Origin of the sequence: Brachybacterium sp. p3-SID1565 (genome assembly GCF_025143785.1) — a bacterium.
GTDB lineage: Bacteria > Actinomycetota > Actinomycetes > Actinomycetales > Dermabacteraceae > Brachybacterium > Brachybacterium epidermidis.
This window is the reverse complement of sequence record NZ_JAMBDS010000012.1, coordinates 38,707-57,368: the sequence shown is the minus strand read 5'-3', so window position 1 is coordinate 57,368 and position 18,662 is coordinate 38,707. Positions and strand designations below refer to the sequence as shown.

General features: G+C 72.9%; 20 protein-coding genes. 11 read left to right on the top strand and 9 right to left on the bottom strand.

Features of this window, described 5'->3' with window-relative positions; translation table 11 throughout:
* Positions 1-32: 32 nt before the first annotated feature.
* Positions 33-335 carry a glutaredoxin family protein gene (locus tag M4D54_RS04900; RefSeq protein ID WP_193864382.1) on the bottom strand — a complete coding sequence of 101 codons (303 nt, stop codon included), beginning with the start codon at positions 333-335 and terminating at the stop codon, positions 33-35.
* A gap of 132 nt (positions 336-467) precedes the next feature.
* Entirely contained in the window at positions 468-1,007 is a 540-nt protein-coding gene (locus M4D54_RS04895) for a YceI family protein (protein WP_193864383.1), read from the bottom strand.
* A 119-nt stretch (positions 1,008-1,126) separates the two neighbouring features.
* Between M4D54_RS04895 and M4D54_RS04890 the strand changes: the two genes are divergently transcribed.
* From M4D54_RS04890 to ccsB, 6 genes are all read left to right on the top strand, one after another.
* Complete coding sequence (locus M4D54_RS04890) at positions 1,127-1,669, top strand: MarR family winged helix-turn-helix transcriptional regulator (RefSeq protein WP_193864384.1); 543 nt, start codon at positions 1,127-1,129, stop codon at positions 1,667-1,669.
* 66 nt (positions 1,670-1,735) lie between these two features.
* On the top strand, positions 1,736-2,389 hold the full coding sequence (locus M4D54_RS04885; protein ID WP_193864385.1) for a histidine phosphatase family protein: 654 nt from the start codon (positions 1,736-1,738) through the stop codon (positions 2,387-2,389).
* A complete protein-coding gene (locus M4D54_RS04880) occupies positions 2,386-2,961 on the top strand; it encodes a TlpA disulfide reductase family protein (RefSeq protein ID WP_193864386.1) in 576 nt (191 codons plus the stop codon). The genes M4D54_RS04885 and M4D54_RS04880 overlap by 4 nt, the downstream gene beginning before the upstream one ends.
* Positions 2,958-3,788 (top strand): cytochrome c biogenesis CcdA family protein, encoded by an 831-nt coding sequence (locus M4D54_RS04875; protein ID WP_259890539.1) that lies wholly within the window; start codon positions 2,958-2,960, stop codon positions 3,786-3,788. Before M4D54_RS04880 ends, M4D54_RS04875 begins: the two co-directional genes overlap by 4 nt.
* The gene (locus M4D54_RS04870; RefSeq protein ID WP_259890536.1) at positions 3,788-5,440 is read left to right on the top strand and encodes a cytochrome c biogenesis protein ResB; all 1,653 of its coding nucleotides are present in this window, start codon (positions 3,788-3,790) and stop codon (positions 5,438-5,440) included. Before M4D54_RS04875 ends, M4D54_RS04870 begins: the two co-directional genes overlap by 1 nt.
* Complete coding sequence (gene ccsB / locus M4D54_RS04865; RefSeq protein WP_193864389.1) at positions 5,437-6,549, top strand: c-type cytochrome biogenesis protein CcsB; 1,113 nt, start codon at positions 5,437-5,439, stop codon at positions 6,547-6,549. Before M4D54_RS04870 ends, ccsB begins: the two co-directional genes overlap by 4 nt.
* A gap of 72 nt (positions 6,550-6,621) precedes the next feature.
* Here the strand turns inward: ccsB and M4D54_RS04860 are convergent, their stop codons facing one another.
* On the bottom strand, positions 6,622-7,002 hold the full coding sequence (locus M4D54_RS04860; protein WP_193864390.1) for a PLD nuclease N-terminal domain-containing protein: 381 nt from the start codon (positions 7,000-7,002) through the stop codon (positions 6,622-6,624).
* A 77-nt stretch (positions 7,003-7,079) separates the two neighbouring features.
* Here M4D54_RS04860 and M4D54_RS04855 point away from each other — a divergent pair, with 77 nt between their 5' ends.
* A complete protein-coding gene (locus M4D54_RS04855) occupies positions 7,080-7,400 on the top strand; it encodes a DUF4229 domain-containing protein (protein WP_193864391.1) in 321 nt (106 codons plus the stop codon).
* Here M4D54_RS04855 and M4D54_RS04850 read toward each other — a convergent pair.
* The 4 genes from M4D54_RS04850 to M4D54_RS04835 form a co-directional block, all read right to left on the bottom strand.
* Positions 7,368-8,273, bottom strand: a complete 906-nt coding sequence (locus M4D54_RS04850) for a 1,4-dihydroxy-2-naphthoate polyprenyltransferase (protein WP_259792394.1) — start codon at positions 8,271-8,273, stop codon at positions 7,368-7,370. The genes M4D54_RS04855 and M4D54_RS04850 overlap by 33 nt on opposite strands.
* Before the next feature lie 79 nt (positions 8,274-8,352).
* Positions 8,353-9,588 (bottom strand): AMP-binding protein, encoded by a 1,236-nt coding sequence (locus tag M4D54_RS04845; RefSeq protein ID WP_259890534.1) that lies wholly within the window; start codon positions 9,586-9,588, stop codon positions 8,353-8,355.
* Between the two features lie 7 nt (positions 9,589-9,595).
* The gene (locus M4D54_RS04840) at positions 9,596-10,579 is read right to left on the bottom strand and encodes a 1,4-dihydroxy-2-naphthoyl-CoA synthase (RefSeq protein ID WP_193864393.1); all 984 of its coding nucleotides are present in this window, start codon (positions 10,577-10,579) and stop codon (positions 9,596-9,598) included.
* Positions 10,557-11,174: a GNAT family N-acetyltransferase gene (locus M4D54_RS04835; RefSeq protein ID WP_259890533.1), complete on the bottom strand. Its 618-nt coding sequence runs from the start codon at positions 11,172-11,174 to the stop codon at positions 10,557-10,559. Before M4D54_RS04835 ends, M4D54_RS04840 begins: the two co-directional genes overlap by 23 nt.
* A 50-nt stretch (positions 11,175-11,224) precedes the next feature.
* Here M4D54_RS04835 and M4D54_RS04830 point away from each other — a divergent pair, with 50 nt between their 5' ends.
* The 3 genes from M4D54_RS04830 (at position 11,225) to M4D54_RS04820 (ending at position 15,309) form a co-directional block, all read left to right on the top strand.
* Positions 11,225-12,202, top strand: a complete 978-nt coding sequence (locus tag M4D54_RS04830) for an o-succinylbenzoate synthase (RefSeq protein ID WP_193864395.1) — start codon at positions 11,225-11,227, stop codon at positions 12,200-12,202.
* 18 nt (positions 12,203-12,220) lie between these two features.
* Positions 12,221-13,984 carry a 2-succinyl-5-enolpyruvyl-6-hydroxy-3-cyclohexene-1-carboxylic-acid synthase gene (gene menD / locus M4D54_RS04825; protein ID WP_259890530.1) on the top strand — a complete coding sequence of 588 codons (1,764 nt, stop codon included), beginning with the start codon at positions 12,221-12,223 and terminating at the stop codon, positions 13,982-13,984.
* A gap of 224 nt (positions 13,985-14,208) precedes the next feature.
* The gene (locus M4D54_RS04820; protein WP_259890529.1) at positions 14,209-15,309 is read left to right on the top strand and encodes a S1C family serine protease; all 1,101 of its coding nucleotides are present in this window, start codon (positions 14,209-14,211) and stop codon (positions 15,307-15,309) included.
* Here M4D54_RS04820 and M4D54_RS04815 read toward each other — a convergent pair.
* Positions 15,306-16,622 carry an isochorismate synthase MenF gene (locus M4D54_RS04815; RefSeq protein ID WP_259890527.1) on the bottom strand — a complete coding sequence of 439 codons (1,317 nt, stop codon included), beginning with the start codon at positions 16,620-16,622 and terminating at the stop codon, positions 15,306-15,308. The genes M4D54_RS04820 and M4D54_RS04815 overlap by 4 nt on opposite strands.
* A gap of 167 nt (positions 16,623-16,789) precedes the next feature.
* Between M4D54_RS04815 and M4D54_RS04810 the strand changes: the two genes are divergently transcribed.
* The gene (locus M4D54_RS04810; RefSeq protein WP_193864397.1) at positions 16,790-18,217 is read left to right on the top strand and encodes a DUF6350 family protein; all 1,428 of its coding nucleotides are present in this window, start codon (positions 16,790-16,792) and stop codon (positions 18,215-18,217) included.
* On the opposite strand, the gene M4D54_RS04805 is transcribed toward M4D54_RS04810, so the two are convergent.
* Positions 18,195-18,623, bottom strand: a complete 429-nt coding sequence (locus M4D54_RS04805; protein ID WP_193864398.1) for a hypothetical protein — start codon at positions 18,621-18,623, stop codon at positions 18,195-18,197. The genes M4D54_RS04810 and M4D54_RS04805 overlap by 23 nt on opposite strands.
* Positions 18,624-18,662 lie beyond the last annotated feature (39 nt).

Here is an 18,662-nt window from a genome sequence, read left to right as displayed (position 1 = left end):
TCCGGGGCCGGGGTGCTGGGGGCGCGGGCCGCTCAGCGGCGGCGCAGCAGGCGGCGCCACAGCGGCACCGCGAGCGCGGCCCGCAGCTGCTCGGCATCGACGCGGTAGCGGGAATGGACCTTCCCATCCACGATGATCACCGGGACGTCGTGGTCCCAGTCGCGTCGCAGGGTCTCGTCGGCGTCGATGTCCTGCACGTCCACGGTGGTACCGGCCCGGTCGGCCTCCGCCCTCACCACGGGCAGGGCCTCGTCGCACAGGTGACAGCCGGTGCGGGTGAGGTAGACGATCCTCGCGTCGGGATCGATGGGGGAGGGGATGCGGCGCTCGCTCATGGGGGAACCCTACCGACAGCACGACGGGCCGCTCGCCAGATGGCGTGCGGCCCGTCGTGGGCTCACAGAGCCGGCCCCGGGGAAGGGAAGGGGGCCTTCGGTCTCAGCGGTGCTGGATCAGCCGATCGGCGATCAGGCGGCGGTCGGCGCGGTGAACTCGGCCTCGATGGAGATGTGCACGTCGTCGGAGACCAGCACGCCACCGGTCTCGAGGGCGGCGTTCCAGGTCAGGCCGAACTCCTTGCGGGAGATCGTGGTCTCGCCGGTGAAGCCGGCGCGGTACACGCCGAAGGGATCGGTGGCAGCGCCCTCGTAGGCGAAGTCCAGGACCACCGGGCGGGTGGTGTCGCGGATCGTGAGCTCGCCGTGCAGCTCGTCGCCCTCGACCTTGGTGGACACGAAGGTGATCTCCGGGAAGGTCTCGGCGTCGAAGAAGTCACCGCTGCGCAGGTGGTTGTCGCGGTCCTCGTTGCCGGTACCGATCGAGGCGGTCTTCATCACGGCCTTGAAGCTGACATCCTGTCCCTCACCGACGGTCAGGGTGCCCTCGACGTCGGCGAACTGGCCACGGGCCTTGGAGATGCCGGCGTGACGCACGGTGAAGCTCGCGGAGGTGTGGGCGGGGTCCAGGGTCCAGACGCCGGGGGTGAGGCCATCGAACTGCTCGGTCATGAGGTGTCTCCTTCGTAGACGGGGAACGCCCCGGGGTGGGGCACCCACACATGCTTGAAAGCTAAACTATACTGCGAGGGCAGTGCAAGGGCACCTCCCGATCGAACCAGGAGAACGTGATGCAGTCCATATCCGATGACGACCGGCGCTCCGCGGACGCCTCCACCCCCGAGGGCCTGTGGCTCAGTCACGCGGAGCAGGGGGCGTGGCGCCGCTTCCTGTACGCCACCACCCTTCTCAACGAGCGCCTGTCGATGGCACTGGAGTCCGCACCGGAGATCGACCTGACCCTGGGGGAGTACGAGATCCTGGTGCGGCTGTCCGAGGCCGAGGCCGGCTTCATCCGCATGTCCGACCTCGCCGACCAGGTGGTCCACTCCCGCTCGCGCCTGACCCACACCATCACCCGCATGGAGAAGCGCGGGCTGGTGGAGCGGGTGCGCTGCTCGGCCGACGGCCGCGGCCGCCAGGCCCGCCTGACCGAGCAGGGCACAGACCTGCTGCGCCAGGCGGCACCCCTGCACGTGCGGTCCGTGCGCGAGCTGCTGCTGGACATCGTGGGCCACGAGGACTTCCTGGAGCTGGGCCGGATCATGGGACGCACCCTGCCGGAGGGCGCTCCGGTGGAGCTGCCGCGTCCGTCCGCTCACATGCAGGCGTGACCCCGCCTGATTCGAAGCTTGGGTTGGTACCGTGAGCCCGCTCAGCCTCGGGAGGAATGCGCACCCATGACCACCACCGTCGTCCACCTCGTCCGCCACGGCGAGGTGAACAACCCCGACCGGATCCTGTACGGCCGCATGCCCGGCTACCGGCTCTCCGATCGCGGGGCGCAGATGGCTCTGCGCGTGGCCGATCACCTCGCCGGGGAGGACATCGCCCTGGTGCGCTCCTCCCCGCTGCTGCGCGCCCAGCAGACCGCCGCCCCCATCGCGGCCGCGCATCAGCTGCCGGTCACCACCGATCAGCGGCTGATCGAGTCCGGCAACCGCTTCGAGGGCCAGCGCATGGGCCACGGCGATGCGAAGCTGAGCGATCCGCGCAACTGGCGCTGGTTCGTCAACCCTCTGCGCCCCTCCTGGGGCGAGCCCTATCGCGAGCAGGTGGCCCGCGTGCTGGCGGCCATGCACCAGGCCCGCGCCGAGGCCGAGGAACTCGGCGGGGACGCCGTGCTGGTCCTGCACCAGCTGCCTATCTGGCTGGTGCGGCGCAGCGCCGAGGGCAAGCCCCTGCCGCACGACCCGCGGCGCCGGCAGTGCTCGCTGTGCTCTGTCACCAGCTTCCGCTTCGCCGGCCCCCACCTGGCGGGTGTGGACTACGCCGAGCCCGCCGCGGACCTGGTGGCCGGCGCCGTGGACGCCACCGGGGGCAAGCTCACATGACCCTGCGACGACGCTCCGTGCTCGCCGGTCTCGGCCTGCTCCCCGCGGGAGCGCTGCTGGCCGCCTGCGGCACTGACACCTCCGACCGCTACGACACCGGCTACGTGGGCGGCGACGGCGTGACCACCGAGATCCCGCCCGAGTCCCGCGAGGAGCCGCTGGAGTTCGCCGGCGCCACCTACGAGGGTGAGGAGTTCGCCGCAGCCGACCGGCGCGGCGAGGTGCTGGTGGTCAACGTCTGGTACGCCGCCTGCCCGCCGTGCCGCAAGGAAGCGCCGGACCTGCAGGCCGTCAGCGAGGAGTACGCCCCCGAGGGCGTCTCCTTCGTCGGGGTCAACGTGCGTGATGCCGCCGGCCCCGCCCGGGCCTTCGAGCAGACCTACGGCATCACCTACCCCTCCCTGCCGGACACCGACGCGCAGATCATGTACGCGCTGCGGGGGCAGGTGGCCCCCAACGCCGTCCCCTCCACCCTGGTGCTGGACCGCGAGGGCCGCGTGGCCGCCCGCATCTCCGGCGCGGCCGACCCCTCCGTGCTGCGCGCCATGCTCGACCGGGTCCTGGCCGAATGATCGTCGCCGAGATCGGGGAGGCCTTCCAGGCCACCGCGCTGTCCGGATCACTGCTGCTGGCCATCGCGGTGGCCGCCGCCGCAGGCGTCGTCGCCTTCCTGTCCCCGTGCGTGCTGCCCGTGGTGCCCGGGTACCTGGGGTACGTCTCGGGCCTGGCCGGGCAGGGCGCGACAGCGGCCGCCGGTCGGGCAGGCACCGGGGGTGGCCGGGCGCAGAAGCGCCCCGTCGCGCCCTCCCGTGGGCGCATGGTCGCCGGCAGCGCCCTGTTCGTGGCCGGGTTCACCGTGGTGTTCATGCTGCTGGGCGGCTTCGCCGGTGCCGTCGGGTACCTCCTGCAGGAGCACGCCGTGTGGATCAACCGGGTCGCCGGCGTGGTGGTGATCCTCATGGGCCTGGTGTTCATGGGCGTGTTCCCCCAGCTCAGCGGAACCACAAGGGCCTCCGGGAAGAAGCCCGACGCCGGCCTGCTGGGCGCCCCGCTGCTGGGTGTGATCTTCGGGCTGAGCTGGACCCCGTGCATCGGCCCCACCTACGCCGCCATCATCGCCCTGTCCCTGGACGGCACCGCTGGCGACGGGGCGGCCGTGCGCGGCGGCATCCTCGCCCTGGCCTACTCCCTGGGCCTGGGGCTGCCTTTCGTGCTGTTCGCCCTGCTGTTCGAGAGGGCGCTGGGCCTGAGCCGCGCCCTCAGTCGCCACCGCCGCACCATCGGACTGCTCTCCGGGGCCCTGCTGGTGGCCATCGGCGTGCTGCTGCTGACAGGGCAGTGGGCGGCCTGGATGGACCAGCTGCAGGGCATGATCGCGACCTTCGAGCCGGTGGTGTGATGAGCTCATCCCGACCCTCCCGTGCCTCGCGACGCCCCCGCCCGGCCGCTCCCGCGCTGGGCCTGCGCGGCACCCTGCTGTTCCTGTGGCGCCAGCTCACCAGCATGCAGACCGCCCTGATCCTGCTGATGCTGCTGGCGATCGCGGCGATCCCCGGCTCCCTGTACCCCCAGCGCAACGTCAACCCCGGCCTGACCGACCAGTACCTGCAGGAGAACGGCCGCTGGGGGGAGATCCTCGACTCGCTCGGCTTCTTCGAGGTGTTCTCCTCGCCGTGGTTCTCCGCGATCTACCTGCTGCTGTTCATCTCCCTGATCGGCTGCATCGTTCCGCGCGTGGGGGTGCACCTGAAGCAGCTGCGCTCCACGCCCCCGCGCACCCCCGCCAAGCTCACCCGCTTCACCGGGTACACCCGGCAGGAGCTCCCCGGTGCGGACGCCGACGCGCTGCTCGACCGCGCCCACGCCGCCCTGCGCCGCTCGCGGTACCGCACCGAGCGCCTGCAGGAGCGGGCCTCGCGCTCGATCACCGCGGAGCGCGGCCTGCTGCGCGAGAGCGGCAACCTGCTGTTCCACATCGCCCTGGTGGGGGTGCTGGTGTGCGTGGCGGCCGGTCATCTCACCGGCTACCGCGGTCAGATCACGGTGGTGGAGGGATCCGGCTTCTCCAACTCCCTGACCCAGTACGACTCCTTCGAGCCCGGTGCCTGGTTCGACACCTCCGAGCTGCCCGAGTTCCGCTTCACCCTGGAGCAGTTCCGCGCCGCGTACGACGAGGAGCCCACCTCGCCCAACGTGGGGCAGCCCCTCTCCTTCGAGGCCGACGTGCAGGTGACCACTGCGGGCCAGGAGCCCTTCGCGCAGACCCTCGAGGTCAACAAGCCGCTGCACGTGCCGGGCGCCTCGATGTACCTGCTGGGCAACGGCTACGCCCCCGAGGTCACCCTGCGGGACCCGGAGGGCACCGTGGTGGCCGAGGGACCGGTGATCACCGTGCCCACGGGGGACACCGGCTACACCTCCCAGCTGGTGATCAAGGCCCCGGACGCCCGCCCCGAGCAGACCGCCGTGGTGGGCTACTTCCTGCCCTCCGGCGTGATCGACGAGCAGGGCCCCCACTCGGTGTCCCCCGATCTGTGGAATCCGATGCTGGTGGTCTCCGTGCACCACGGCGACCTGGGGCTGGACGAGGGCGTTCCCCGCAACGTGTACGAGGTGGACGTCTCCCAGCTGGAGCAGCTGACCGGCCAGGACGGCAGCCCCGTGCTGATCAGCCTGGAGCCCGGCCAGCAGATCGACCTGCCCGATGGCTCCAGCCTCTCCTTCGACGGGGTGCGCCGCTACGCCGCGTTCGACGTGGCGCACAACCCCTTCGAGCCGTGGCTGCTGGGCTTCGCGCTGGCCTCGGTGGCCGGTCTGATCCTCTCGCTGTTCGTGCCGCGCCGCCGCATGTGGGTGCGCGTGACCGAGGCCGACGGCGCCGCGGTGCTGGAGGTGGCGGGCCTGGCCCGCAGCCAGGATCCCGCCCTCGCCGACGACGTCGCCTCCCTGGCCCAGCGGCTATCCTCGTCGATTGACCACCACGACGGGCCCGAGGGCCCGCAGCCTGCGCAGTCCAGCACCGCCCCGACCACCGGAGGACGACCCTCGTGATCGACCAGCAGCTCGCCGAGTTCTCCAGCCTCCTGATCGTGATCACGATCGTCCTGTACGTGCTCGCACTGATCGGCTTCACCGCCGACCTGGCCGGCACCACCGCACGGCGCAGCGACGCGCGCCTGGCCGCCCGTGAGGCGAAGGAGGCCCGCGAGCCCGTCGGCGTCGCAGCGAGCGGCGCCACCGACTCCGCCTCCGTCGATACGACGGGTGCGCACACCGGCGTCGGGGGGACCGACGCGCCCGTGGCCGGATCCGGCGGGCAGGATCCTGCCGCGGATCTCGGCGCAGCGGGCGGGGTGCCCGCCCAGGGAATGTCGGCCCAGCGCTTCGCCTTCCTGATCGCCGGTGCCGGCACCGCCCTGCACCTGGGAGGCGTGATCCTGCGGGCCCTGGCCACCCAGAGGGTGCCGTGGACCAACATGTACGAGTTCGCCATCACCAGCGCGGCCCTGGTGATGGCCGCGTTCCTGGTGTTCTCCATCAAGCGCCACGACCTGCGCGCCCTGGGCACCTTTGTGGTGGGCCCGATCCTGCTGCTGCTGTTCATCGCGCAGCGCTTCTGGATCGTGCCGGCCGCAGAGCTCACCCCCAGCCTGCAGAACTCCCACTGGCTCGTCATCCACATCGGCGTGGCGATCCTGGCCACCGCCCTGTCGATCCTCGGCGCCGTGGTGGCGGTGATGCAGCTGCTGCAGGCCCGCCACGAGAGGGCCCTGGTGGAGAAGGTCGCCGCAGGGGAGGAGCGCCCCGAGCACTGGGGGCGCTTCGGGCACGTACTGGACCGCCTGCCCTCCTCGAGCGTCCTGGAGGGGCTGAGCTTCCGCATCCACTCCGTGGGCTTCGTGTGCTGGACCTTCACCCTGATCTTCGGCGCGATCTGGGCGCGCGACGCCTGGGGCCGCTACTGGAACTGGGATCCCAAGGAGGTGTGGACCTTCGTGATCTGGGTGATCTACGCGGCCTACCTCCACGCCCGTGCCACCGGCGGCTTCCGCGGCAGCCGTGCGGCCTGGCTAGCCCTGGCAGGGTTCGTCGCCGTTGTGTTCAACTACACGATCGTCAACACCGTCATCAACGGGCTCCACTCCTATTCGGGGCTGTGAGCAGGGAGAACCCCCCTCGCAGCGCTCCGGCGCAGGTCTGGCCCGCGGCACGGACGTGCAGGTCGTGGCGGTTCAGGCCGAGGGCGGGTCCTCGGGACCCTCGCTGCGCTGCTGATCCTCACGGGCCTCCCGCTCCTTCCGCAGGCGCTCCTTCTCGCGGCGCTCGCGACGGATGTCCTCATCGAGCTTGCGCAGGAAGTCCGGGTCCTCGTCCGGCGCGATCGGTCCGCTGCGCCGCGGCCCGCCCCGCCCGGGCCCGCGGCCGGTGCCGTCGGTGCGGTCCTTGCCGACCAGCAGCCACGTGATCGGCCCCACCCAGGGGATCAGCACGATCAGCACGATCCACGCCCACTTCGGCAGCCCGCGCACCTCGTCGTCCTGGGTCTGGACGCAGTCCGCGAGCGCGAAGATCGCAAGGGCGATGGAGAGGATGGCCGGGATCGCGCGAAGCATGGATCCAGTCTAGGCAGGGTCCCTGGTCGGCGGCTCGGAGCAGGAAGCACCCACCAGGGGGACCTACCCTGGTGGGTATGCGAGAGATGGTCGTCTATGCCGTGCTGCGGCTCGCCCTGTTCGGTGCGGTCTGGTGGCTGCTCACCCTGCTGGACATCGGGGTGATGCTGGCGGGCGTGCTGGCGGCGCTGCTCTCGATGCTGGTGTCGATCCTGGTCCTGGACAAGGTGCGTGACCGCGCCGCGATGCGGTGGAAGGATGCCGATGATCGTCGTCGCGCCAAGCGCGGGCCCATGGTCGACGAGGACGCCGAGCACGAGGACGCCCTGCTGGACAGCGCGGAGAGCTCCGGTCGTGAGGAGCCCTCAGATCACCAGGCCGGCCAGCAGCAGCACTGAGAACACCAGCTCGAGCTTCCCGGTGGCGCCCAGCACCGGGATCAGGTCACGGCCCATCGCCCCTCCCAGCACCGTGCGCGCCGGCATGATCGCCAGCGGCAGGGCCAGCAGCACCAGCAGCACTGGCCACTGCGCCACCATCACCGGCACCATCAGCACGAACGGCACCAGCATGGTCGCGGTGAACAGCCATCGGGTGCCCCGATCGCCCAGGCGCACCGCGAGGGTGCGCTTGCCTGCGATCGTGTCGGTGGGGATGTCCCGCAGGTTGTTGGTGAGCATGATCGCCACTGCCAGCAGGCCGATCGCGATCGAGGCCAGCAGCGCCACCCACCCGAACCGCAGCGTGATCGCGTAGGCGGTGCCATTGACCGCCACCAGCCCGAAGAACACGAACACGAACAGCTCGCCCAGGCCCAGGTACCCGTAGGGCTTCTTGCCGCCGGTGTAGAACCAGGCGGCCGCGACGGCGGCGGACCCCACCACCAGGGCCCACCAGATCCCGGCCACCGCGATCAGCGCCACCCCGAACAGGGCGCCTGCGGCCAGGGAGCCGATGGCGGCACGCTTGACGGTGGCCGGTGCGGCAGCTCGGGAACTGGTGAGGCGGAAGGGCCCCACGCGCTCGTCGTCGGTGCCGCGGATGCCGTCGGAGTAGTCGTTGGCGTAGTTCACGCCGATCTGCAGGCTGAGCGCCACGGCGAGCGCCAGCAGGGCGCGGGGCAGCACCACGCCGAGCAGGGTGCCGGCGTCGAGGGAGTCGAGGCCGCGCAGCTGCCATATCGCCGCGCCGGTGCCCGCCGCCACCGGGGCCACGGCCGCCGGCCAGGTGCGGGGGCGTGCCCCTTCGATCCACTGGGAGACGGTGGCCACGGCGGTCCTTCCGGGAGTGCTCAGGCGAACGGTCGACGTCGGAGCGCGTCGAGCGGGGGAGGGCATCCGGGCCGGGCGGTCAGCCGCCTGCCGGATCGGTGAGATCGGTGGCGACCCGCCGGGCGGCGGACCGATCGATCTTACCGATCCCCAGCAGCGGCAGCTCCTGGACCACGTGCACCCGCTTGGGGATCATGAAGGAGGGCACCTCGGTGGTGCGCAGCGCCGAGCGCACCAGGGACGCCGCCTCGGCCGGCTCCACGCCCGCCTCGAGGGTCACCAGGGCCTCCACCCGCTGGCCCCACTCCGCATCCGGCACGCCCACGACGACGGCCGAGCGCACCAGCCCGCGCAGCATCAGGGAGCGGTCGATGGCCCGCTCCACGTCCTGCGGGAGCACTTTGCGGCCACCGGTGATGATCACGTCGTCGGCGCGACCCAGCACGCTCAGGGCGCCCTCGGCATCGAGCGAGGTCAGGTCCGAGGTGGCCAGCTCCGTGCCGATCGCTTCGCTGCTGCCGTCCGCGAACAGGTACCCCAGGGCGAGTGTCGGGGAGGAGACGAGCAGGCGGCCGGCGCCCTCGGCGTCGGCCCCGTCGATCCGCAGGCGCACCCCGGGCAGGGCGGTGCCGTCGTACACGCAGCCACCGGCGGTCTCGGAGGAGCCGTAGGTGGTGCGCACCGCGATCCGCTGGCCACGGGCCCGCGCCAGCACCTCCTGCGGGGTCGCGGCCCCGCCCACCAGCACCGCGGTGAAGCGGCGCAGCACGGCCCTGGCCCGGGCATCGGCGCCGGTGGCCCCGGTGACGACGCGGGTCAGCTGGGTGGGCACCAGGGAGGTCAGCGCCGGCAGTCCCGCCTCCTGCGCCTGCGCCAGCGCCGGCTCGGCCAGGGCCACGAAGGCGGTGGAGTCGAAGTGGCCGCGCAGGTCCGGCAGCGGCCGGGGGAGGGCCGGGCCGTCCAGCCCCAGCACCTGCGCGGTGCGGTGGGCGCGGGCGATCACCTGCACCCCGGCGATGTGCGTGGGCGGCAGCAGGGGCAGCCAGTAGCCGTGGCCGATCAGGGAGGCGGTGGCGTCCTGCGAGGCCAGCAGCGCCTGCCGGGACAGCGCCACCGCCTTGGCCGCGCCGGTGGAGCCGGAGGTGGGCACCACCAGCGCCGCATCCTCGAACCCGGCGGGCAGCTGCGCGGGAGGATCGAAGGGGCCCAGCCACAGCCTGCCGTGCCCGGCCATCACCTCACCGATCGCGTGTGCGTGCTCGGTGAGGGAGGCGGCGGAGGCGTCGTACGGGGCCGGCCGGATCCACGACGTCACGGCGATCTCAGCCCTGCGGGTGGGGGAACCGGGTCCAGTCGGGGTCGCGCTTGTGCAGGAAGGCGTCGCGGCCCTCGACGGCCTCGTCGGTCATGTAGGCAAGGCGCGTGGCCTCCCCGGCGAACACCTGCTGGCCCATCAGACCGTCGTCAGCCAGGTTGAAGGCGAACTTGAGCATCCGGATCGCCTGCGGGGACTTGGTGGCGATGGTCGCGGCCATCGCGAGGGCCTCGTCCTCGAGATCGGCGTGGTCCACCACCCGGTTGACCGCGCCCCAGTCGTAGGCGTCCTGCGCCGAGTACTCCTCGGCCAGGAAGAAGATCTCCCGGGCCCGCTTCTGCCCCACCTGCTTGGCCAGGTACGCCGAGCCGTAGCCGCCGTCGAAGGAGCCCACGTTCGCATCGGTCTGCTTGAAGCGGGCGTGCTGGCGGGAGGCGATGGTGAGATCCGCGACCACGTGCAGGGAGTGGCCACCGCCGGCGGCCCAGCCGTTGACCACCGCGATCACCACCTTGCCCATGGTGCGGATGAGGCGCTGCACCTCCAGGATGTGCAGGCGGCCCGAGGAGCCGGTGCGCGCCTGGTCGGTCTCCGCGAGCTCCTCGGCCTCGGCGTACTCGTAGCCGGCGCGGCCGCGGATGCGCTGGTCGCCGCCGGAGCAGAAGGAGCGCCCGCCGTCCTTGGGGGAGGGGCCGTTCCCGGTCAGCAGCACCACGCCCACGCCGGTGTCCAGGCGGGCATGGTCGATAGCCCGGTACAGCTCATCCACCGTGTGCGGGCGGAAGGCGTTGCGCACCTCGGGACGATCGAAGGCGATGCGCACCACCGGCAGGTCGTGGCCGGTGGAGTCCTCGCTGCGCTGCACCCCGCGGTGGTAGGTGATGTCGGTGAAGGCAGAGCCGCCGTGCTCGGCGGCCGTCACCTCCCGCCAGCGCGAGGGATCGAAGGTCTCGGAGACCTGCCGGGGCTCAGGAGCGGGGGTGGTCGTCATGCCCCCCAGGGTAGTGGGAAGGCGCCATCTCCTGGCCCTGCGGCGCCCAGGGCAGGCGCGGTGTGGACGGTGCCCGATCGGTGCGCAGGCGCCCGTAGGCGAGCACGTCGTGCCGCTCCCCGTCGATCAGGAACTTCTGTCGCTCCACGCCCTCCTGCACGAAGCCCGCTGCACGCGCGATCGCTCCGGAGGCTGGATTGTTGGCACGATGTCCCAGCTCGAGGCGGTCCAGCCCCCACCCGCCCTGCTCGAGCGGGGCCAGGGCCCGATCCGCCACGGTGGCCGCCGCTCGGCCGATGAGCCCACGGCCCCGGTGCTGCGCGTGCATCCAGTAGAAGAACCATCCCGCCCGGTTGTCCTGGTCGATGCTCAGGGCCACCAGGCCGATCATGCTCCCCGAGGAATCGGTGACAGCGACCGCCCGGCGCTGCTCGCCCCGCAGCCAGTCCACGTAGGTGCGGGCCTGCTCGATGGTCTCCACCTCACCCTGACGGGCCATGTCGGGGTGGGAGGTGAAGGCGGCGAGCACCGCGTCGGCGTCCGCAGCGCCCACGGGACGCAGGGAGTACGGGCCGGATGGCTGAGGGGACGTCATGACCCCATCCTGCCCTGCTGGGGCGGTGACCCGGCCGATACCCTCGAGAGATGCACATCCCCTCTGCTCTGCGCGAGCTCGGCATCGATCGGGCGGTGGCCTGGTCGATCCCCATGACCATGCGGTTCCGCGGCCTCACCGAACGCGACGGCGTGCTTCTGCACGGCCCCCGGGGCTGGTCGGAGTTCTCACCCTTCTGGGACTACGACGTGGAGGAGTCCGCCTCCTGGCTGCGGGCAGCGCTCGCCGATGCCACAGCCGAGCGGCCTGCCCCGCAGCGCCGCGAGATCCCCGTGAACGTCACCGTGCCCGTGGTGCCCCCGGCCCTCGCCGCCCGCATCGCCCGGGTGGGCGGCGCGCGCACCGCGAAGGTCAAGGTCGCCGACCCCGGCTGCGATCTCTCCCAGGACGCCGACCGGCTCGCCGCCGTGCGTGAGGCCATGGGACCCGAGGCCCGCATCCGCATCGACGCCAATGCCGCCTGGACCCTCGAGGAGGCCCTGGCGGCACTGCCGGTGCTGGACAGGGCCGCCGGGGGGCTCGAGTACGCCGAGCAGCCCTGCGCGAGCATCGAGGACCTCGCCTCCCTGCGCCGGGCCCTGGACGTGCCGATCGCAGCCGACGAGTCGGTGCGCCGCGCCGAGGACCCTCTGCGGGTGGCCCGCGCCGAGGCTGCTGATGTGCTGGTGATGAAGGTCCAGCCCCTGGGCGGGGTGCGGCGCTGCCTCCAGCTCGCCGAGCAGGCCGGCCTGCCGGTGGTGGTCTCCTCCGCGCTGGAGACGGGGGTGGGTCTGAGCGCGGGGCTGGCCCTGGCCGCCGCGCTGCCCGAGCTGCCCCACGCCTGCGGCCTCGCCACGGCGGCGCTGCTCACCGGCGATGTGACGGCTGAGCCCCTGCACGCCACCGGCGGCACCATCGCCGCCGTGCGCCCGGAGCCGACCGAGGAGCAGCTGGTGCGGCACGCGGCCGGGCCGGAGCTCACCGCGAGGTGGCAGGCGCGCCTGGCCGAGTGCTCTGCGCAGCTGTGAGGGTTCTACGCTGTCACCATGCCTGATGCCGAGCAGCGCCCCGAGGTCGCCCCACTGACCGCGCCGGCCCCCACCGGGTCCGGGGCGGTCGACGAGGCGGTCGTGCTGTGGCGCGCCCTGGGCCTGCTCGGCGTGCGCGAGACCGTCCTCGCCCCGGGATCCCGCTCCGCCCCCCTGGTGTACGCCCTCGCGGATGGGCAGGTGGCCGACATGATCCGGCCCCACGTGCGGATCGACGAGCGCGCAGCCGGCTTCACCGCCCTGGGCATCTCGCGCCACGATCCCGCCCACCCCGCCGCGGTGGCCACCACCTCGGGCACCGCGACCGCCCACCTGCTGGCCGCGGTGATGGAGGCGCACCACTCCCGGGTGCCCCTGATCGTGCTCACCGCCGACCGCCCGGTCGAGCTGCGGGGCACCGGGGCGAACCAGACCACTTCTCAGGTGGGCCTGTACCGCGACTTCGTGCGCTTCGAGGCGGATCTGCCCGCGCCCACCGCCACCGGGGCGACCCCCGTCGAACTGCGCACCATCGCCATGACCGCCGCCCGCGCCATGGCCGCGGCCACTGGCACCCATCCCGGACCGGTGCACCTGAACCTCGGGTTCCGAGACCCCCTGGTGCCCACGACGCCCGGCCCCGGAGCTGCTGCCGGTCCCGACGACGACACGGATCCCGGCGCCACCGGTGCGGCCGACGATGCGGACTCGCCCGCACGACCGATCGTGCTCACCCGCAGGCCACGCCCCGGCGCCCCGCCGCCGCACCCCGTGGCGGTCTCCTCCCGCACGGTGGTGGTCGCCGGTGACGGCGCCGGACCCGATGCCCGCGCCTTCGCCGAGCGCCATCGGCTGCCGCTGCTGGCGGAGCCCAGTTCCGGTGCCCGCGGCGGCGACATGCTGGTGCCGGGGTATCCGGCGCTGCTGAGCGAGATCATGGCGGATCCTTCGCACGACCTGCGGCCCGAGCGGGCCGTGGTCTTCGGGCACCCCACCCTCTCACGACCCGTGCTGGGGGCCCTGTTGGGCGCCGAGGACGTCGAGGTGATCGTCGTGGATTCCACCTCGAGCTGGCCCGACGCGGCAGGCCGCGCCGCTCTCACGGTGCCCGCGGCCACCGGTGATGATCGCGCGGACAGCGAGGAGCTCGCCGCCCGCCGCACCCGCGTCCAGGCCTGGCGCGGCGCGGCCGCATCCGCCGCCCGCCCCCTGGGCTGGCAGGTGGGGGCGGCGCTGGCCGTGTGGAACGCGAGCGAGGAGCACGACGTGCTGGTGCTGGGCTCCTCCAGCCTGGTCCGGGACCTCGAGCAGCACGCCGGGAGCACGGACGCCCGGGTGATCGCCAACAGGGGACTGGCCGGCATCGACGGCACCACCGCCATGGCCACCGGCCTGGCCCTGGCCCACCGGGACCACCCCGGGCGGGTGCGGCTGCTGGTGGGTGACCTCACGGCGCTGCACGACCTCACGGGCCTGATCATCGGCCCGGAGGAGCAGCGCCCGGATCTCGACGTGGTGGTGGTCGACGACGACGGCGGTCGCATCTTCGGGGGGCTCGAGCACGCCGCCGCCCCGCCCGCGCTGCTGCGGCGCTTCTTCACCACCCCGCACGGCGTGGACATCGCCGGTGCCGCCGCCTCCCTCGGTGCCCGCACCGAGTCCGTGTGCACCGATGAGCTGGCCGGCGCGCTTGCGGCCCCCAGCCGGGGGATCCGGGTCATCGTGGTCCAGGAGTTCTCCCGTCGGCGGTCATCGATCTCGAGAGACGGGATGGTCGAATGAGCCCCGCGCAGGATGATCCCGGGCAGTCCCCGAACCCCTGGGATCCCTTCGCCTCCCGGACCGGGGAGGACGCTCAGGGGCCATCCGCGCTCCGACCGCCGCAGCCGGAACCGACGCCGCCTGCCGGGCCGAGCGGCACCGCGGTCGAGGCATCGCGGGTCAGCCGGGAGGCCGCCCCGCACGCCCACCCGCACACCCCGCGGCGCGGCCCCGGTTGGGGAGGGGTGAGCGCCCTGGTCCTGGCCGGGATGCTCCTGTCCAGCGGTGCCACCCTGGGCGGAGTGGTGGCCTACGACCGGATCATCGCGCCGCTCACCTCGGCACAGGCACCGAGCGAGCCAGCCTCCCCCTCGCCCACCGGCCCGGACGTGGAGCCCGTCTCGACCGGTGGGGCGACGGTGGCGGACTGGAGCGAGGTGGCCGAGCAGGTGGCCCCGAGCACGGTCGCCATCCAGGTGCGCACCGCTACCGGCACCAGCCAGGGCACCGGCGTGGTGCTCTCCGAGGACGGCTCCGTTCTCACCAACGATCACGTGGTGGCCGGAGGGGACCAGGTGCAGGTCACCCTGGCCGACGGCCTCACGTACACCGCGGCAGTGGTGGGCGCTGATCCCAGCACGGACCTGGCCGTGATCCGCCTGGACGCACCGCCCCCGGACCTCCAGCCCGCCACCTTCGGCGACTCCGAGCTGGTCGAGGTGGGGGATCCGGTGATGGCCGTCGGCACACCGCTGGGGCTGGAGAACACCGTCACCACGGGCATCGTCTCGGCAGTGGACAGGCCCGTGACCACCGAGGGAGAGGAGGAGGACGGCTCCGACGCCGCCTTCACCTCCGCCATCCAGACCGATGCCGCCATCAACCCCGGCAACTCCGGGGGGCCGCTGGTCGACGCCCGCGGTCACGTGGTGGGCGTCAACACGGCCATCGCCGCCATCCCCGGCACGGATCGTGCCGTGGGGAGCATCGGACTGGGCTTCGCGATCCCCTCGAACACCGCGCGGCTGATCGCGGATCAGCTGGGGGAGGGCGGCACGGTGCGGCACGCCTACGTGGGCGTCACCACCCAGGACGGCACCCGCAGCGTGGGCGACGTGACCCACCGCGGTGCCGAGGTGGTCGGCGTGGAGCCGGACAGCCCGGCGGTGGAGGCCGGCATACAGGAGGGGGACCTGATCACGGCGTTCGACGACGTCAGCATCGGCGGGGCTGCGGCGCTGACGGCCGTGGTGCGCGGCCAGGAGGTGGGATCCGAGCACACGCTCACCGTGGTCAGGGGCGAGAAGGAGCGGGCGATCCGGATCACCCTGGGGGAGAGGCCCTAGCGCTTGACGGGGCCGTTCCCCGTCCCGGCCGTCCCGCCGCGCAGTGCCCGCAGCATGGGCCGGTTCTTCGCGAGCACCTCGGCGTGCTCGGAGACCGGATCGGAGGCCGCCACCAGGCCGCCCCCGGCCTGCAGGGCGACGGTGCGGTCGTCCACCAGGTGCGCCATCCGCAGCGCGATCGCCCACTGCCCGTCGCCCCGGGCGTTCATCCAGCCCACGGGGGAGGCGTAGCCGCCGCGGTCGCGCGGCTCCAGGCGGGCGATGATCTCGTCGGCCGCCTCCCGCGGGGTCCCCGAGACCGCGGCCGAGGGATGCAGCCGTGCGGCCACGTCCAGGCTGGTCACCCCACGTAGCAGGCTCGCCGAGACATCCGAGGCCAGGTGCTCCAGCCCCGGCAGCCGCAGCACGAACGGCTCCGGGGACACCGTGACGTCGAGGGCCACGTCCACCAGGCGATCCACCACCGAGTCCACCGCGAAGGCGTGCTCGGAGCGCTCCTTGGCGTCCCCGCGGAAGGTGCGGCGGTCCTGTTCGGACAGCTCTGCGCCCTCGGCCACCGGACGGGTGCCTGCCAGCACCCGGGAGAACACACGGCCGTCCTCGGTCTGGGCGAGCATCTCGGGGCTTGCCCCCACCACGTCCTCGAGGTGGTACACCCAGGTGCTCGGGTACTCGCGAGCCAGGCGCGCCACCAGCGCGGCCCGACTGACGGGCGCGCCGGAGCGCACCGTGGTCAGCTCGGAGAGCACCACCTTCTGCGCCTCGCCGTCCGTGATCGCACCGACCGCGTCCCGCACCAGGGCCTGGTACTGCTCTGGGGTGTGCGAGGGGTCGATGTCCAGCTCGCCGGGGTCGGGTGTGCGCGGGGTGGAGGGGAACAGGTCGCGCCAGGAGGCGGGCACCTCGGGCTCGACACCCGTCCCCACCACGGTGAGGAAGGCCTCGCCCTCCTCCACCCCCAGCGCCGCCTGCGGAACCATCAGCGTGGAGGGCCGTGCGGAGCCGTCGGCGTAGGAGAAGCTGCCCAGGGCGATCAGGCCGCTGGCCCGGGTGCGCACCTCGTCGTCGATGCGGCAGCGCTGGGCCAGGTGCTGGAAGGCAGCGCTGGCGGCGGCGAAGCGGTGCGGCCCGGCCGTCTGCACCGACCAGGCCGTCCCCACGGCGACCAGGCCCTGGCCGTGACGCAGCCAGGCGGCGCTGAGGTGCTCGGGCACATGCCCCAGCAGGTCGACCGGTTCATCGATCCGCAGGGTGCGCACCACCAGCTCCGACGTGTCGTCGGCGAGGGCGGGGGACGTGGGGAGGGAAGGCATCGGGACTCATTATGCGACAGGTCCTCCGCGTGCGGATGGTCACCGGCGGCACCCCGATGCCGCCTGCGCCGGTGAGGGGGTCTCAGGTGCGACGATGGTGCGGGCGCCCCCCGCGGTGCCCGTCGGCCCTCCCGGGCCGCCCGATGGACGGATGGACGGAGCAGTGCGTGAGAAGCAGCGGCGAGAGCATCGCGAGCCCCCTGGTGCGGGGAGTGCTCGCGGCCGTCGTGTCCCTGGGCACCGCGATCGCGGTGACCGTGATCCCCGCGCTCGCCGCCCAGGTGGCAGGCACCCGCTCAGCCGCCACCGCCCTGGACGCCATCATCATCGGCCTCAACGTGCTGGTGCTCGGGCACGGCGGCGGCATCACCCTGTCCACCGGGGTGATCGACGGCACCGTCACGCTCACCCCCCTCGGGCTGATGGCGCTGTTCGTTCTGGTGTCCGCTCTGGGCATGCGCCGCGTGGGCTATGTGCTGGGGCTGGTCGAGCACGATGCAGGGCTGCGGCCGCGCGCGCTGGGGGACGCCGGCGCGGCACTGGGCGCCTACACCGTCGTCTACGCGATCGGGGTGGCGGCGCTGGCCGCCCTGGGGCGCAGCGTCGATGCGGCCCCCATGATTGTCCCGGCGTTCCTCTCCGGCGCGCTGGTGGCAGTGGTGGGAGGCCTGCTCGGCGTGCTCCGGTCCCTGTCACGGCGCCCCACGGACAGCTCCCCGGGAGTGCGGGTGCTGGGTCTGCTGCCCGCCCCCTTCGACGCTGTTGCCCGCGCGGTGCTGCTGGCCCTGGCCGGCCTGGTCGCGGTGGGGGCCCTTGCCGTCACCGGCCAGCTGCTGTGGGGCATCAAGGGCGCCGCTGCCCTGTTCGAACAGCTGGGCCCCGGGATCGTGGGCGGGATCGTGCTGACCCTGCTGCAGCTGGCCCTGCTTCCCCTGCTGATGGTGTGGGCACTGGTGATCCTGCTGGGCGGCACCGTGACCATGGGCACCGGCACCGCCTTTTCCCTGCAGGGGGTGGAGACCGGGCTGATGCCGGCCCTGCCGATCCTGGCGGCCCTGCCGGAACCGGGCCCCGCACCCGAATGGGCGATCGCGTTGATGCTGGTGCCCCTGGCCCCCGTCGTGCTGGGCGCGGTGCGCCTGGTGCGGGACGTCGAGCACCTGGACCTCCGGGACCGGGTGACCGCGTGGGTGGCCTACCCGCTGGTGCTGATGGTGGTGATCCTGCTGCTGGCCGGGCTGTCCACCGGTGGCATCGGCGACGGACGCCTGGCGCACCTGGGCCCGCAGATGGGCACCCTGCTGATGCCGCTGCTGCTGCTGACGGTGGGCGGCACGGGCGCGGTGCTGGCGTTCATGGCCACCGCATTGATCCCCTGGACGCAGAAAGCGGTGACATCGCTGCGCAGCCGCGTGGAGTCCGCCGAGGAGAAGGAGCGTGCCGAGCGCACCGGGGCAGGTGATCCCGCACCCGCGCAGGAGGACGGGGAGGTCCACGAGGACGCCCCGGACCCTGTGGAGCGTGAGGAGCCTGCGCAGGCTCAGGACCCCGTGGAGGTGCCTGCGGAGGAGCTCAACCCCCCAGCAGACCGGTGATCCAGTCCGTCATCGACTCCTGCGCCTCCTGGGCGCACTGCGACTTCGCACGCTCGGTGATCGCCGTGCGCACGCACTCCTCGCGCTGCACCGTAGGGCCGTAGAACACCAGGGAGGTCACGGTGCCCAGCACGATCAGCAGTGTGGCGGGAACGCCCACCACGGCGGAGAAGATCGCCATCCCCCGGCGCCCCTCCCGGAAGGCGGTCACGATCAGGGGGATCAGCAGCACCAGCGCGATGAGGCCTGCCAGCCCGCTCAGCAGCGAGTAGGGCAGCGGAGCCAGCATCAGCAGCCACGCGGCCAGCAGGGCGAAGCTGAGCGCCCCGAGCAGCCGACGCTGCCTGGTGCCGGTGGTGGACTCGTCCCGTGCGCCGCCCTGCGGTTTCTTCTCATCGCTGCTCATCGTGGACCATTGTGCCCCGTCCGCCTGGACCCCGTGTCA